Consider the following 15,148-nt stretch of genomic DNA (forward strand, 5'->3'; position numbering starts at 1 on the left):
TCCTGAATCATCTAGGCCATAGATATATTACCCTGGTAATACAAATGAAGCGACATTTAAGGAGGTATGAATTGGGTTTTAAACCAAGAAAAATTATAAAAACTAAATTGAATAAAAAATTTGAATTAAACAAGGGAGTATCTCAGTTAGCTTTTTCAGCAAGATTACTCCCTTTTTTTTATGGAATAATAAACAGGGAAAAATTATATATAGCTATCAGTATTCAGCATTCAGCATTCAGCATTTAGCTAGAGTCAAGACTTTTAACTGTAATGTTTTGAAGTTTCTTATACCAAATCTCACGCATTATTGCTACATCTCCTTGAGAGTAGGGAGTAGAGACCCACCCCTAACCCCGACCGTGGAGGGGAAAAAGGAGTAGGGAGTAGGGTGAAAAGAGATCAGATATCTTGGTTTAATGCCGATAATCGTTATAAACATTACTAAACGATTATTATTACTTAATAACTGAAGTTCATCGGAAGTATAGCATTAATGCATGGGAATTGGTATGAGTTTTCCTAATCTTAATGCGTATTGCTATAGCAGAAGAAAGAAGGAAGAAGGAAAAATCGCGTTGTCTTAATTTTAAGCTTTTGAAATGTCCGCGCTCTTTGCTTCGACTGCTATAAATATTTTTTATTAAAGGAAGCAGAGGTCATAGTTTCAAACTTTTTATCTATATTTGAAATTTTTCACGAATTAATCAAGTAGACTAGCCATAATTAAATTATTAAATATCATAAATTAGACAAAATCTGGTTATTAAAGATATTTTATAGGATGTAAGATTCAACCATCACCTCATTTCCCCTAAACCCTGTCTACATAAAAGGATGCTCTATAAACCGGGCGTTGCATAGTGACGAATGATTTTAGATTTTTGATGAACAGGATTTTGGATTAATCAATTGCTAGAATGATTGATATTAGGTTCTTTTTAGTCAAAGTCTAAACTAATTTTTGGCAATATCATTCCATAATGTGCAACCCCATAAACCGAATTTAGGATTATATTCTGAATCAGCTTATCTGGCCATGAAAAAAATTTGATTGTAACTAATTATCTCAACTTGGTATCATAAATATGATTGAGATGACAAACCCCGATTAAAAGAAAACTCGAAAATGACAAAAGAAACTATCGAAACATTAGTCAATTCTTATTTTACAAATATGGCAGCGATGAATGCCGAAGCATGGGCAGAAAACTTTGCTGAAGACGGTGTTATCTATGACCCTGTGGGTAAACCACCTAGCAATGTACAGTCAGATTATCAGAAATTCTTTGGGCTATTATCAATGATTTTTGCTCAACTAGAATTGACACCAAACAATATATTTATTGTAGATAATGGAGCAGCAGTTAAATGGACGATGCAAGGAGTGGGAAAAAATGGTAATCAGGGAGTTGCAGAGGGAATTAGTATATTTGAAATTAATGAAAATGGCAAAATTAAACAAGTATCTTCTTATTGGGATGATGCAGCAATGATGACTCAAATCAAAGGTGAGTAAGAAGGTGTTAGATTTTAGGTAGTTATTTAAGTTACAAGAAAAATTTTTGATTTTTCCCCTTCACAAATTTAGTGGTAAGTAGGTAAGTTTAAATAAAGAGGTGTTGGTAAATTAGGATTTTCATCTTTATCTATTATGCCTTTTGTTTTTTACCTTCTTTCAAATACCAACCTGTCTGATCAAAAAATTTTTCTTCCTTAAAGGTGAAATGCTTATTGAGCAGCTTTAATATTTTCTGGTGTTTCAGAAATGGGAACAGTTACAGAAATATTATCAACTAAACAAATCAAACAAGGTGTGGGGGAGGCCGCACGAATAGCTTGAATAGCCAACCCGTAGAGGCCAGTAAAGCATGATGGGAAGTTTGCCAGACTTCTTTATTGGTATTAACCGGAGTACCTGGAGCGTGGGAAAGGTCAAAATTGACGGCATAACCGAGATGGGTAAAACAAGTAATTTCATTGATAGTCATCCAGTTAGTGATGCGATCGCCCAACCGACTTACCACAGCAGTTACATAGTCTGCAAAATCTTTTGCCATTTCCCGACTACGCCAAGACCCATATAAGTCTTCCAAGGTTTGAGGACTATCCCAATGAAATAGAGTTGCGTGGGGAGTAATATTGTGTTGATGCAGACAGTCTACTAAACGGCGATCAAAATCTATCCCTGCTTCATTGACTGTACCCCGATCATCAGGAATAATGGGTAGCCAAGCAATACTAAAGCGATAATGTTTGACACCAAGTTGCGCCATTAGTTTAATAGAGTTGTCGCTAAACAAAGGAAAAAAATCACTCTAACCTAGACAGAGCAATAATTCCCAGCATTTTTGCCATCCCATAGCTACAATTCTTACAGAACAAGGTTTTTGGGATTTTTTTAAGTTATAAAGCGACAAGTCTAATATCTGTTTCGTAACGATGATAGTGGTCGCAAGCTATTGCACCTGTATCGCCATGTAACACTTTTCCTGGAGTTTGGCTAAAGGTATCCCAGACGCTAGGTTTGCGACCTGCTTCTGTGGCGGCACCTTCTATTTGATAGGAAGCGGTAGCTACTCCCCACATAAAATCGTCTGGAAATTTATAACTATTCATATATTCAATTTTTTTCAAAGGAAACAGGGAACAGGGAATATACAGCGCTTTCTGTTGTTATGAGGTACACCCCGAAGCGGACAAGATGCCCGCACTACAATATTTTCATCATTTACCCTGTACCTCATTTGCCCGAAATATGCTGTAGAATCTAAATGATTTTTAGCTGATCACAAGGACATTATGTTTACTACTCCCCCATCTCCCCATCTCCCCATCTCCCCATCTCCCCATCTTTCCATCTCCCCCGCTCAAGAAAACCTCGATCAAAAATGAGGAACTGATTTTCTCAGTTCCCCATCCGTTATTTCCATTTGAATCTATAATTTGCAAAGTATTCCCAAAAAGTTGAATAAATCAATTATTTCTAAATTCCTAATTTTAGTTTGAATCCTTCTTCTCGTTTATCCCCTTCTAGGGTATTTTCTAGAGGATTTTCTGATTTAGGCAGATCTGAGTTTACAGGAATCGAGACTCCTGGTATCACTTCTACGTTTTGTTGTTGACGACGCAGTTCATAAGGTTTAATTCCATTTGTAGGAGAGCTACTAGATTTTGGGTCATCAGTATATGTGCTGTAATTATCTTTATTAATGGATCTGCCTTCTACTGTCTTCAGAGAGTCTCCAGAAAGAGTTGTTTCTCCAATTTGAGGATTATTTGATTGTGCTCTAGTAGTAGGAGTATAAGATAGCAAGATTGCACCAATACCTAAGATAGTAATGATTGTCTTCATTATCAATTTTCTTTTATTGTTGTGTAGGGTTTATATCCTTTATTGTACTATCTAATTATTGAAAATGCTAGGAAAACTTTTTCTAAATGTAGAAAGAATACTTCAGTATAACTACTAAATTTATTTTAATTTTAATGTAAAAAAACAATCTAAGCACAAATGCTGATAGTTCTTTACAAATACTATTTTTCGTCAAAAAAAGTATATTTTTTTAGATAAATTAGTCACTTATTACTTTCTTCAGTAAAAACATTAAATTAAACTTAAAATATTCAACAAAAACAACTGTTGAAGTTGCAACTTTAGTGTGTACTATACCTAATGATTATTTCAGGAATCGGAGATACTAATTATAGTAAAGAGTTTAATTTTCAATCCAGATCAAAAAAAATTTGTCAAGTTACTTCTGAACTTTACTGATAAATTTGTCAAACATAAATGAAAAAAAATAGTAGGTGTTAGAGAGGTATTTTCAACAATTCTTTATGGAAAAAAGTAGGAAAAGGTGTAAAATAGTATCTCAGCAATTAATCTATAAAATTATTAGAAAAATTGATATTAATTATACCAAAATTTTTCAGATTATTCGCTAGTAATATTTTTGACTCCTCATCCTCCTCTGCCCAACACAAAGGAAATAAAAACTTAAAAATCGCTTAATAGCCTAATCTTTCTGAGAACAAAAGTTAACACGGTTTCTTGGGAAGAAATTATATCAGCTCGACCTTCCATTCCTGGTTGGATTAGATATTGACGACCGCTCCTAACTAAGTAAGGTTTTTCAGGTTCTATAGTCACTTCATAATAAGCTTCACGAAGTGCTTCTGAGGTGATAGCATCTGGAGAAATTGAATTGACAGTTCCTTTGAGAATACCATAGTCCGGAAAAGGATACGCTGAAATCCTCATTTGCACAGGTTGGCCGACTTTTACCCTAGCAATATCTGCTGCTGTTACTCTGCCTTTAAATACTAAAGGTGCATTACTAGGAACAATCTGAGCGATCGCTGCTCCTGACTCTACAGTTTGCCCAGGATTACGCAAAGATAGTTTAAAGATAGTACCATCTACAGGCACTCGAATTACACTATTATCAAGTTTAATATCTACTTTTTCTAGTTCTCTGGTACCTGCAGTCAAATCTTTAATTAATTTTGTCCGCTTCACAATTAGGTCTCGTCGATCCTTAGCAAATTGTTGCGCAACTGTAGGTAAAGATTGAGATAAATCTAAAATGGCTGATTCAACAGATGCATTATCTATTTTATTGTTTGCTGTTGTACTCGATCTAGATTTCTGAAAAGTCTGAGGTTTCGCGGTAGCTAAAATTTGAACTTCTACAGCAGAAATTTGTTGATTTATCTGTTCTAGTTCTACCTCACACTGTTTTATTTTTTCCTGTAGTTGATTTTTTTGGCGATTAAGTGCAGATTCATCTATGCGTGCGATGGTCTCTCCCATCTCAACAGTTTGATTTTCACTTACTTCTACACTTTCAACTTTACCTTCTGTAAGCGCCTGAACAATTCTTACGTCTCCTGTTGGTCGAGCAATTGCTTCAGTTCTTACAGTAGGGTTGTACTTTACTACACTCATTAGAGCAATAGCGACACCAAATGTTCCTACTAAAAACATTCCTCCTATTTTGCTCCAAGGACTTAGAGGAGGGAGAAATTCATCACTTTCTAGAGGTTGTAGTTCTACATAATCAGAATTATTTAACATAATTGATATTCACTTATTAAATTGAAGAAGGTGGTAGGTTTTAGGTGGTAGGTTTTAGGTGAAAAAGCTTACCGAAAAATTTGGGTAGTTACGCCTCCTCTTTTAAGAGGATAAAAAGCAGTCGATCTTCGGAGCTTCCCGTAGGGTGGGATGGCGTACTTCGGAGCGGGTCTGCAAGAACGGGTCTCTTCGCCATATCCATGAGACCAAGAGAAAAGAAAATTCCGTATTTTCGTAGCCTCCTGATTGCAGAGGTACTGAAGTCCGCAGTTCCTCCGGAGGAGGCGTGCCTGATAACTGAAATGACCGCACCACCTACATACCTAATACGCAAGGGAAGTCTAGGGATAATAGTTATTTTACTAATTTCTTACAAATTATTTAGAGAGTTGCTATATCAACTTAGGGTAATGAGCGGTAAGAGTGTTGTATACGAACCCTCTACAATATAATGTAGATAGTATTGTTTTTTGAATTTGGTATGACAAATTATTGATAACTGCTGTATTTAATTTATACTCTAATAATTTTTGCAGATTTGTTTCAACTTAATCCGGATAGAATGAAAACTTGAAGAAATTAGGATTAAAGTCAACAATTAACAATAATATCATGTCCGGTTGAACAGTTATAAATAAACGACGGAGTCCTCAGGAGTCAGTCCTCAGGAGTCAGGAGAAAAAAAGAGGGAAGAAGAAGGAAAAAAAGGAGAAAGTTTTTTCATCACTAATTATCCGGACATGATATAACCCGATCGTCGAAGTATACAAAACTCCGGACACTGCAGATTATTTTGGAATTATCAAGTACAATTCCTTCATAAATTCAAGAACTCAGCTAAAGATTACTACTATTTAATTCAGGAGTTACGCATGAGGTACGAAAAACTAGGATTTGAGATGGCTTTCCGTTCCGGACTGCTGCGCAAACCCTGTGGATTGCTTCGGACGAAAATTAGGTTGCAGGTGCGTAAGTCCTATAATTAAAATTATTAACCATGAGGAAGTTAATTATGCAAGAACTTCAAAAAAAGCAACTTTTTACAAAACTTAATTCTAAAGAATCTACCTACATAAATGGTGGTTACAATGAAAATTATCAATATCGCCGTAATTTTTTAGGTTTTCAACTTTGTCCTCGCAGTTATTATGGTGATAACCGCTATTATTCTGACTACCAACCTTATAATTATAATTACTATAAAGGGAATATAAAAGGCTACTACTAAAGTATTTTTTTGTGTTTATACCTCTATTGATTAAAGCACAATTAATTGTAATTTTATAGTAGCGATCTAGTAGTGAAGTACTATTATATAGTGCTGATTATTGTGCTACAAAAAAATATTTATCTCCAATACCTCCATTGCAATTTTAAATATATATAACCCTGATGGGATATCTGATACAAATTCCCATGCATTAATGCTATGCTTAGGTAGCACTTCAGTTATCAAGTAATTAACACAGGTTGAATAACTTTTTTGCTAATTAGTAGCTCAGTTAATGTTAATGATTATTATCTTTACTTCTCCTCCTGGGAGGGGGAGGGGCGAGGGGCGGGTTCCCTCCCTGTACAGACCTTGCATACAAGGTCTTGTAGGGGCAAACTGCCGTTTGCCCCTACTCTCCTACCCCCGGCTCAAGAAAATATAGAAAAGTTTTTGATAAATGGTATTAGGTATCTCTATAAAAGAGGAATTAGGGGTAAATAATTGATGTATATAGTCCAATAATTGATTTGATTTTTGATTATTGGAAATGTCTATTTATGTACTTAAATATAGGGAGATAGAGAGATAGTGAATATGGGGGGATTTTCACATTTTTCCCCTATTCTATTTCTCGATCTCCTGACTTCTGTACGTCGCCCTACCGATGGCTCCCCTACCTGAGTCCTTTGCCAAAAATTCGTACCTTTACAAAGATACCAAATGGCCTCTATATAGCATTTTTAATATTTGCTTAGTAATTTTTGATTTGAAATTACTCAGATAAATAGTTATCCGGATATTACCAACTTATGAAGAATACTTAACTGTAATTCCTGCTATACATAGGAATTATTAAACATTACTAATGTAATTAAAGTTGAGGAAAATTTTCATGCAAGAAACAAAAAATAATCAACTCTTTACTGAAATTTATTCAGAAGAGTCTGCCACTATTAATGGTGGTCATGGCTATTATGGTCGTCGGCATTACAGTTATGGGTATCGTAGTTATTACCGTAGTCGGCCTGTACGTTACTACTCTCGTCGTCGCTACTATAGGTCTGGGTATAACTGCTACTAATTTAAACCTATGAGTTGAATTCCAAAGCACTTTTAAAGAGCTTTTTAGCAACCTCTAAAGAATCGCTAATCAAAAAAAAATTCTCCGGATTCTGGAATTCACCAAGGAAAAATACATTAGAAATAGCAAGATAGTTAAATAAATATCGATAATTTTTAACCATCTTGTAAACACAATTAATCAAGAGGATAATCTTATGCAAGAAACTCAAAACACAGAATTATTTTCTGAGCTTTCTTCCGAAGAATCTGCCACTATTAATGGTGGTCATCATTTCGATGATTGTTACGGTTCTGGTCGTTCTCGACGTTATTCTCGTCGCCCTGTGAGTTATCACTACCATAGTTATCGCTATAGTCGTCCTGTACGTTACAGCTATAGACGTTACGATTGCTACTAAAAATTGGCTATATAATTACAACTTTTTAAGTTGAATTTATAGTTGAATTAAATTTAGCACCTATAGTTTTATAGGTGCTTTTTTATAACAATTGAATCCTGAGTACTGGAGTTTAGACTAAATAGTTGAATAGATTTTCAAAGAAAAGAGGTACAAAGTTTTATTGCTCTAGGGAACACCGGATCTGGGAACAGGCAACAGGAAATACAGGAATAAATAGTCTTATAACTTTACCTCACTATCTTCAAAAGTGCTGTAAGCGCCTTGGCAACTGCTATACCTACTTCCCCTCTTGATTGCGAATATCACACATTTCATTTCGTTAAGCAATCAAAATTATCAGGTGTGTGGAGAGAAAATATCTACTTCTCCTCTCTGTTGCGGATATCGCAATAGTCATTTCATTTCGTTAAGCAACCAAAATTATCAGGTGTGTGGAGAGAAAATATCTACTTCCCCTCTCTGTTGCGGATGTCGCAATAGTCATTTCATTTCGTTAAGCAACCAAAAATTATTAGGTGTGTGGAGAGAAAATATCTACTTCCCCTCTCTGTTGCGGATGTCGCAATAGTCATTTCATTTCGTTAAGCAACCAAAATTATTAGGTGTGTGGAGAGAAAATATCTACTTCCCCTCTCTGTTGCGGATGTCGCAATAGTCATTTCATTTCGTTAAGCAACCAAAAATTATTAGGTGTGTGGAGAGAAAATATCTACTTCCCCTCTCTGTTGCGGATATCGCAATAGTCATTTCATTTTATCAAGCACCATTGATCAGGTGTGTGGAGGAAAAATATCTACTTCCCCTCTCTGTTGCGGATGTCGCAATAGTCATTTCATTTCGTTAAGCAACCAAAAATTATTAGGTGTGTGGAGGGGACATGATTTGACATACTCCCCGGCGTAAACGCACGGGGATTCTCCTGGAACCAGGATTCTTGGTTCAATGAGTCCACTTAAACTAAACACCTTACGGCATCTAGTCCAGAGATGGTTCTCTCCCCAAGCGTTCGCTCTATTTCAAGAGCCTGTTTCCGTATGCCCTACGGTACAGTTTAAACCTTAAAAAAAACTTTGGTTCTCTGGTACTTGTTGCTTAAAGCTTTTCCATACACAAGCATTCCTGTGCAAAACCCCCTAACTTTAGTTTTCAAGGTGCTAGTTTGCTACGATTAGTAGCTAGGTTTTTAGAGCGGTTAAATACCTTTGCCGCTTTCATAAGTATAACGTAAAGTTGCCCTAAAAGGGCAAGGCTTTAAACCCAATTTTTCGGTAATATCATTTCCGCTTGAATACTTATTCTTTGGTAGAAGGAAGACAGAAGGCAGAAGATTTTCTTCCCATTGTGATGTAATTTTATACACAAACGATGCTACCGGACATGATATAACAAACCCATACTGACACTTATGTTTTCAATCTAGGTTTGTTATATCTATTGAAGACGTTAAATTTGACAATAACGTTGTAAACCTGCTGTTTCCTGACTATATGCTTCCATATCAATTTTCACAGGTTCGACATTCCAAATTTCCTGACAATATTCATTAATAGTACGGTCAGCTGAAAATTTACCCATATTAATAGAGTTAATAATCGACATCCGAGTCCAATATTCGGGGTTACGATAAGCCTGATTAACTCTTTCCTGACAATCAATATAAGTCTGATAATCAGCAAACAACATATATTCATCTTTTCCTAGTAAAGATTCTACAATTGGATGGAATAAATGTGGTTTGCCAGGTGAGAAATAACCAGAAGCAATACGGTCAATAACCTGCCGTAATTCTTGGTTATAAGTATAGTATTGCTCCGGATTATATCCTTGATATTTTAATGCTTTAACCTCTTCAACATTTAATCCAAATAAGAAGAAATTTTCAGCACCAACAGCTTCGCGAATCTCAATATTTGCCCCATCAAGAGTACCAATAGTTAAAGCACCATTTAGGGAAAATTTCATATTGCCAGTACCAGAAGCTTCCTTTCCAGCAGTAGAAATTTGCTCAGAAAGGTCGGAAGCAGGATAAATTCGCTGACCGATAGATACAGAGAAATTAGGTATAAAAACTACCTTGAGGCGATCGCGTACATCTGGGTCATTATTTACTATTTCCCCTACAGCATTAATTAATTTAATGATTAATTTTGCCATATAATAACCTGGTGCAGCCTTCGCACCAAAAATGAAAGTGCGGTGCAAAATATCTACATCTGGATTCTGTTTAATTTGGTTATAAAGGGTAATAATATGCAGCACATTCAAAAGTTGACGTTTATATTCATGGAGTCGTTTTACCTGAATATCAAACAGAGAATTAGGATTAACTACAATTTCTGTTTTTTGATAAATATAAGCAGCTAAATCTTGTTTATTTTCATGTTTAATCTGCCTCCAACTATGACGAAATTCAGGGTCATCAATAAACCTCTCAAGCTGCTTAATTTCCTCTAAATTCTTAATCCAATTTTTGCCAATTTTTTCTGTAATTAGTAATGCCAATTTCGGGTTACTAATTAACAACCAACGACGGGGGGTAATACCATTAGTTTTATTCGTAAATTTATCCGGCGAAAATTCGTAGAAATCTCTTAAAACATCTGTTTTCAATAGTTGAGTATGCAATGCTGCCACACCATTGATAGCATGAGCACCAGCACAAGCTAAATGAGCCATCCGCACGCGTTTTTCAGGAAATTCTTCGATCAGAGACATCCGTGCCAACCGCCCATCATCTCCTGGATAACGTTTCTTAACTTTTTCTAGGAAGCGGAAATTAATTTCATAGATAATTTCAAGATGTCGTGGTAGCAGAGTTGCGAACATACTGACTGGCCAACGTTCTAGAGCTTCTGATAGCAGTGTATGGTTAGTATAGCCAAAGGTATTTTGAGTAATATTCCAAGCTTTTTCCCACTCCATATCATGGTCGTCTACTAACAGGCGCATTAATTCAGCAACACCGATAGAGGGGTGAGTATCATTGAGTTGAATGGCTGCTTTTTCGTGGAAGTTATCTAAATTGGGATTCCGTGACAAGTGAGTACGAATGATATCTTGCAAGGAACAACTGACGAAGAAATACTGTTGCTCTAAGCGCAACATTTTGCCTTGAAATATATTATCGTTGGGATAGAGAACTTTAGAAATATTTTCAGAGGAAGTTTTGTCTTCGACGGCGCGGTTATAGTCACCGGAGTCAAAAATTTGCAGGTCAAATTCATTACTTGCTTTGGCACTCCAGAGGCGTAGAGTATTAACTGTGTTGGTATTGTACCCAGGCACAAGAGTATCGTAGGGCATTCCAATGACTGTGCGTGCAGGTATCCATCTAACCCGATAATTGCCTTGTTTGTCTGGGTATGCTTCTGTGTAACCGCCGAATTTTATTTCTACTTGGTCTTCATGGCGAGGAATTTCCCAAGGGTTGCCCAGACTTAACCATTTATCTGGCTGTTCAACTTGATAGCCATTTTGAATTTGTTGTTTGAAAATGCCAAATTCATAACGAATACCGTAGCCTACTGCCGGAATTTCTAGGGTAGCTAGGGAGTCTAGGAAACAAGCAGCTAGACGACCTAAACCGCCATTGCCTAAACCAGGTTCTGGTTCTTTTTCGATTAAGTCATCAAGTTTAAGACATGATTCTTCTAGAGCTTGACGCGCAACTTCCCAACAACCTACATTGACTAGGTTTTTAGCTAGTTGGCGACCCATCAGAAATTCGGCTGAGAGATAGTATACTGTTTTGACATTTTGATGGAAGTATGTTTTTGTGGTTTTGAGCCAACGGTGCAACAAACGGTCGCGAACTGTATATGCTAACGCCATATAATAATTATAGGTGGTAGCAAATTCTATATCTTTCCCCTGTAAATAATATAAGTTATCGGCGATCGCTCGTTTGATGGTATCGAGGCTAGTTCCTGTGCGATCGTCTTCTACTTGAATTTTTACTTTTTCTGTGTACGATGCACTCTGTTCTTGGTGTACTTCTTGCATAATTCTAGAATTTGGTAATCTGACGATTTATTGACAACATTCAAAGCAAATTTACAGGGCTTTTTAAGAATTAGTTCAGTCCCCATATTCTGGTGAAAAGCTATATTTTTAGTTAAGAGTCTATCCCAGTAATCAGATTTTTGCTAAAAACCCTAAATATTTTGAGAGTTAAAAACGAAAAATCAAGGTTTTCAAACAAATTTTACTTAAACAAATAACCCTGTTAAAAATAGTGGGATAGGTTCTTAACTTTTCATTTAGTATTTAGAATTACTTCAGCTTGTATCTGGTAGTTTTTTTCTGTTTTAATAATACACCCATTTGATTGCTTTTCATAGAGATTAAGTTTTATCATTTTAATTTATTTCTATATCAAATCAAAAATATTTTAGTATAATGTAAGAATTTTTCCAAAAAATTAATTGATTTTCTGATTTAATTTATTGACAAATTTTTAATTGTGGTAAATTTTAAAGAAAAAATAAAATTTTAGATAAATTTAAAGATATAGAGTATATTGTAGCGGTTTGAAATTAAAAAAAAGAAAACAGAGAATCAAAAATAGAATAACTGAATAGTTAATACCTTTTTACCCATGAGTAATATAACTTATAGTTCAGTTTATCTCATAGAAATATGTAAAAATAGCACAACTAAATTAATATGATATTAAATGAACTAGACAGTAGCGCACATAATTAATATTAGATACAAAAATTACTTCTAGTGGAATTTTTTTGTTACCTTTTAATTGATGAGTTTTAAAATAGTTTAGGAGTGAATTGCATTGATAGTGTCACCGATTTAATATTAGAGAATAAAGGAGTACAATTTATTATTACTAGCCATTATCAATAATATCGGAACTAAAAATTAGAAAATAGTCACTCGTTAAGGTAACCTAGTATAGGTTAAAATGATCGTGTCTTCGTTTATCTAAAATCTAAAAACTCCAACGTTGTAGTTATGACTCTCTCTTTTGCTACTACCACACAAGCTGCTTTTTTGCTCAATATCTCCACTGGTAGATTGCGGGATCTACTGAATCAAGGCCGAGTTGTCAATGCTCAAAAAGTCGGAAGACTTTGGATGATTCCCCTTAACCATCGGGGAATGCCAGAAATTAAACCAGGTCGTCGTGGTCCCGAAGGTACTTGGAACAAGAATCGACGCTCCGGCAATACTTTTGTTCATGTTCTGCGAAAGACTATTGACTATAACCGAGACAATGGAACTTCTTATCAAGCAGTTGCGGTGAAAGTGGGAGATAAAAAGGATTATTGCCATGCCCTGAAAATTCACGGACCTTGCCAAATCGTCTATCAACCCCATGACCCGAATAAAAGTCAAGCCGGGGGGGCTCGTCTGTGGATAGAAGTAGAACCACAATATATAGTAGAGCGAGTATACTTCAGCGATGGAGATTATGGTCCGCCACCAGAGGTGACTGAGCAGAGGGCAAAACTTAAGAAGAAAAAGTCAAAACAGAAAAAGCCAAAAATTAAAGGAAAAAGAAAATAACAGAGTCAGTTAGATAAATTATTAGTTGACAACAGAGAATTTATGAGCAGTTGATGTCTTCTGTTCTGTTTTGTGGTGTCTCTAAATAAATCAAATGATTTTTTGTGACTAAATTCTATACATATTCATTAGCAGAAGGACTCAAAATATATATTATTAGGATGTGCTTCAAACCATAAAGCTTAACTCACAAAAATCTATTCCAGCATCCCACTCAATATATCTACCACCCTCACCTAATTTTATTTGTGAAAAAAATTTGGATTTGATAAAAATTAAAAAATTCTATCTTGGTTAATAATAGGTTAAAAATCTTAGTGTGGAAATATTTGTATCGTTATTTGTGGAATTATAATCGCTATTCCATTTAGTTTTAGATATACCTGTTGCCAATTTATCTCCTTGTTATTTTATTATTTAGAACCTAGACATTTAATAGTTAAACGCTCTGAAATTATTACTAGCTTGTGGTTTAAATTAGTTGGCATTATCTAAGTTTAACTTGTCTTCTATGCTCAAAGATAGTTGCTTGTAACCTAAACTTGAGACCGCAATATACCTAACAGGTTTATCTAGTTTTTTAACCTTCCCAAGCTCAACTCCACGTTCTAACCAATTTTTCATTTGCTTTGGACCAACCTTAAATATTTCTGCTAACTCTTTATCTTTTCTCTCTGTAGTTAAAAATTTCTCTATATACGGCCACATAATATAAAAAGCATCATACTCATTTTTTTCCTCTGCTAAATTATCTTGATTTTTAGGTAGCGATCGCTCTGTTTCTAAATTGCTATTTCCATTAAAATTTTCGCGTTCGGAATGTATACATTCTTTTTCAATAGATTGATTTTCTTCTGGCGCTTTTGAATTGACAGGTTCAGGTATTGGGATCTCAAGTTTTTCCTGATTAACTTCAGTAAAAATCTGATAATTTCCATTCATATTGATAATGCCAATTGGTTCTTCATAAAGCAAAAAATTGGGAAGAGTTGGAGGTTGAACAACTCGTAGAGAAGAATCAGCATCAGGTTGTTTCAATAACTCTCTTAGTTCCATTAATAACCTACCAAGAGCATTAATACCAACAAGTGTTTCGCTATCAACTGGAATAGCACCCCAAAAGTTATCTTTATGAGAATCTTCTACAATAGGCCGATTTTCTGTTGACAACAAAAGCTGACCAAAACTTTCCCAATTCTGAGCTAACTTCTTTTTATAGTCTACAGATAAACCGTACCTTTGAGCCTCAGAGTTAAATTTCTTCTTGAGATAATCAATCCCACTTGTATGTGCTGCTAAGAATATTAGGTGTAGGGTTGTGCCACGGATAGCATTTGGCAACCACTTTTTTAGATCGTACAATGCAGTGTATCCAGAATACAAACAATCATCTAGATAAACATAAGCAATTGGATATTTGCCACAATCTTGAATACTAATTCCATATTCAGATTCAGTGACTTCATTAGCTAAAACAAGTAAATCATTTTGACTATTTCCTTTTCTTTGAATGTTTAAAAATTTTGTTTGACGTACTACTTGACGAGGATTAGACCCAAATATCTTTTGAGAAGTTAACGCTCTTGTAATAATATTTTTAGCGGTTTGTCGCGATACATAATAATTCTTTAAAATCAGGTCCATTTGTCTAAGAATAGTTAAGCGATCGCTCTCTTCAAACTGGCACACCCATCTATCTACATGGTTTGAGGTCATAGGAGCAATTTCACCCTGTCGATAATCTTCTATAGTTTTGGCTATAGACTGGAGTAGATGTTGATAATCATTCATCTGACAAAACTCAAAACTTTCTTTAGATATTTTTATATTTTATCTTTTATCTTTTATC

General features: G+C 35.1%; 12 protein-coding genes. 5 read left to right on the forward strand and 7 right to left on the reverse strand.

Translation table 11 applies throughout. The features are described 5' to 3' along the window. The first annotated feature begins 1,128 nt into the window (after window positions 1–1,128). Window positions 1,129–1,518 carry a nuclear transport factor 2 family protein gene (locus F6K18_RS16880; protein ID WP_287522385.1) on the forward strand — a complete coding sequence of 130 codons (390 nt, stop codon included), beginning with the start codon at window positions 1,129–1,131 and terminating at the stop codon, window positions 1,516–1,518. A gap of 286 nt (window positions 1,519–1,804) precedes the next feature. Here F6K18_RS16880 and F6K18_RS16885 read toward each other — a convergent pair whose 3' ends face one another. The 5 genes from F6K18_RS16885 to F6K18_RS16905 form a co-directional block, all read right to left on the reverse strand. Next, complete coding sequence (locus tag F6K18_RS16885; RefSeq protein WP_287522386.1) at window positions 1,805–2,275, reverse strand: family 1 glycosylhydrolase; 471 nt, start codon at window positions 2,273–2,275, stop codon at window positions 1,805–1,807. Between the two features lie 130 nt (window positions 2,276–2,405). Next, window positions 2,406–2,618, reverse strand: coding sequence for a family 1 glycosylhydrolase (locus F6K18_RS16890; RefSeq protein ID WP_287276976.1), 213 nt, complete (start codon window positions 2,616–2,618; stop codon window positions 2,406–2,408). A 162-nt stretch (window positions 2,619–2,780) separates the two neighbouring features. Further along, a complete protein-coding gene (locus tag F6K18_RS16895) occupies window positions 2,781–2,951 on the reverse strand; it encodes a hypothetical protein (RefSeq protein ID WP_287522388.1) in 171 nt (56 codons plus the stop codon). Between the two features lie 34 nt (window positions 2,952–2,985). After that, window positions 2,986–3,354 carry a hypothetical protein gene (locus tag F6K18_RS16900; protein WP_124145578.1) on the reverse strand — a complete coding sequence of 123 codons (369 nt, stop codon included), beginning with the start codon at window positions 3,352–3,354 and terminating at the stop codon, window positions 2,986–2,988. A gap of 645 nt (window positions 3,355–3,999) precedes the next feature. After that, window positions 4,000–5,079: an HlyD family secretion protein gene (locus tag F6K18_RS16905; protein WP_287522389.1), complete on the reverse strand. Its 1,080-nt coding sequence runs from the start codon at window positions 5,077–5,079 to the stop codon at window positions 4,000–4,002. Window positions 5,080–6,076: 997 nt separating this feature from the next. Here F6K18_RS16905 and F6K18_RS16910 point away from each other — a divergent pair. From F6K18_RS16910 to F6K18_RS16920, 3 genes are all read left to right on the forward strand, one after another. Next, the gene (locus F6K18_RS16910; RefSeq protein ID WP_287522391.1) at window positions 6,077–6,307 is read left to right on the forward strand and encodes a hypothetical protein; all 231 of its coding nucleotides are present in this window, start codon (window positions 6,077–6,079) and stop codon (window positions 6,305–6,307) included. A gap of 877 nt (window positions 6,308–7,184) precedes the next feature. Next, window positions 7,185–7,373: a hypothetical protein gene (locus F6K18_RS16915; protein ID WP_287522392.1), complete on the forward strand. Its 189-nt coding sequence runs from the start codon at window positions 7,185–7,187 to the stop codon at window positions 7,371–7,373. Window positions 7,374–7,569: 196 nt separating this feature from the next. Then, window positions 7,570–7,773 carry a hypothetical protein gene (locus F6K18_RS16920; protein ID WP_287522394.1) on the forward strand — a complete coding sequence of 68 codons (204 nt, stop codon included), beginning with the start codon at window positions 7,570–7,572 and terminating at the stop codon, window positions 7,771–7,773. A 1,446-nt stretch (window positions 7,774–9,219) separates the two neighbouring features. Here F6K18_RS16920 and F6K18_RS16925 read toward each other — a convergent pair. Continuing rightward, the gene (locus F6K18_RS16925) at window positions 9,220–11,778 is read right to left on the reverse strand and encodes a glycogen/starch/alpha-glucan phosphorylase (RefSeq protein ID WP_287522395.1); all 2,559 of its coding nucleotides are present in this window, start codon (window positions 11,776–11,778) and stop codon (window positions 9,220–9,222) included. Between the two features lie 966 nt (window positions 11,779–12,744). On the opposite strand from F6K18_RS16925, the gene F6K18_RS16930 reads away from it, so the two are divergent. Next, window positions 12,745–13,299, forward strand: a complete 555-nt coding sequence (locus F6K18_RS16930; protein WP_287522396.1) for a DNA-binding protein — start codon at window positions 12,745–12,747, stop codon at window positions 13,297–13,299. Window positions 13,300–13,776: 477 nt separating this feature from the next. On the opposite strand, the gene F6K18_RS16935 is transcribed toward F6K18_RS16930, so the two are convergent. Continuing rightward, complete coding sequence (locus F6K18_RS16935) at window positions 13,777–15,090, reverse strand: NADAR domain-containing protein (protein ID WP_287522397.1); 1,314 nt, start codon at window positions 15,088–15,090, stop codon at window positions 13,777–13,779. Between the last annotated feature and the right edge of the window lie 58 nt (window positions 15,091–15,148).

Source organism: Okeania sp. SIO2C2, assembly GCF_010692625.1.
GTDB lineage: Bacteria > Cyanobacteriota > Cyanobacteriia > Cyanobacteriales > Microcoleaceae > Okeania > Okeania hirsuta.

Excerpts from the sequence above, each read along its gene's own strand:
- F6K18_RS16890 (WP_287276976.1), bottom strand. The coding sequence starts at position 2,618 with ATGAATAGTTATAAATTTCCAGACGATTTTATGTGGGGAGTAGCTACC.
- F6K18_RS16900 (WP_124145578.1), bottom strand. The coding sequence starts at position 3,354 with ATGAAGACAATCATTACTATCTTAGGTATTGGTGCAATCTTGCTATCT.
- F6K18_RS16880 (WP_287522385.1), top strand. The coding sequence starts at position 1,129 with ATGACAAAAGAAACTATCGAAACATTAGTCAATTCTTATTTTACAAAT.
- F6K18_RS16885 (WP_287522386.1), bottom strand. The coding sequence starts at position 2,275 with ATGGCGCAACTTGGTGTCAAACATTATCGCTTTAGTATTGCTTGGCTA.
- F6K18_RS16935 (WP_287522397.1), bottom strand. The coding sequence starts at position 15,090 with ATGAATGATTATCAACATCTACTCCAGTCTATAGCCAAAACTATAGAA.
- F6K18_RS16920 (WP_287522394.1), top strand. The coding sequence starts at position 7,570 with ATGCAAGAAACTCAAAACACAGAATTATTTTCTGAGCTTTCTTCCGAA.
- F6K18_RS16905 (WP_287522389.1), bottom strand. The coding sequence starts at position 5,079 with ATGTTAAATAATTCTGATTATGTAGAACTACAACCTCTAGAAAGTGAT.
- F6K18_RS16915 (WP_287522392.1), top strand. The coding sequence starts at position 7,185 with ATGCAAGAAACAAAAAATAATCAACTCTTTACTGAAATTTATTCAGAA.
- F6K18_RS16910 (WP_287522391.1), top strand. The coding sequence starts at position 6,077 with ATGAGGAAGTTAATTATGCAAGAACTTCAAAAAAAGCAACTTTTTACA.
- F6K18_RS16930 (WP_287522396.1), top strand. The coding sequence starts at position 12,745 with ATGACTCTCTCTTTTGCTACTACCACACAAGCTGCTTTTTTGCTCAAT.
- F6K18_RS16925 (WP_287522395.1), bottom strand. The coding sequence starts at position 11,778 with ATGCAAGAAGTACACCAAGAACAGAGTGCATCGTACACAGAAAAAGTA.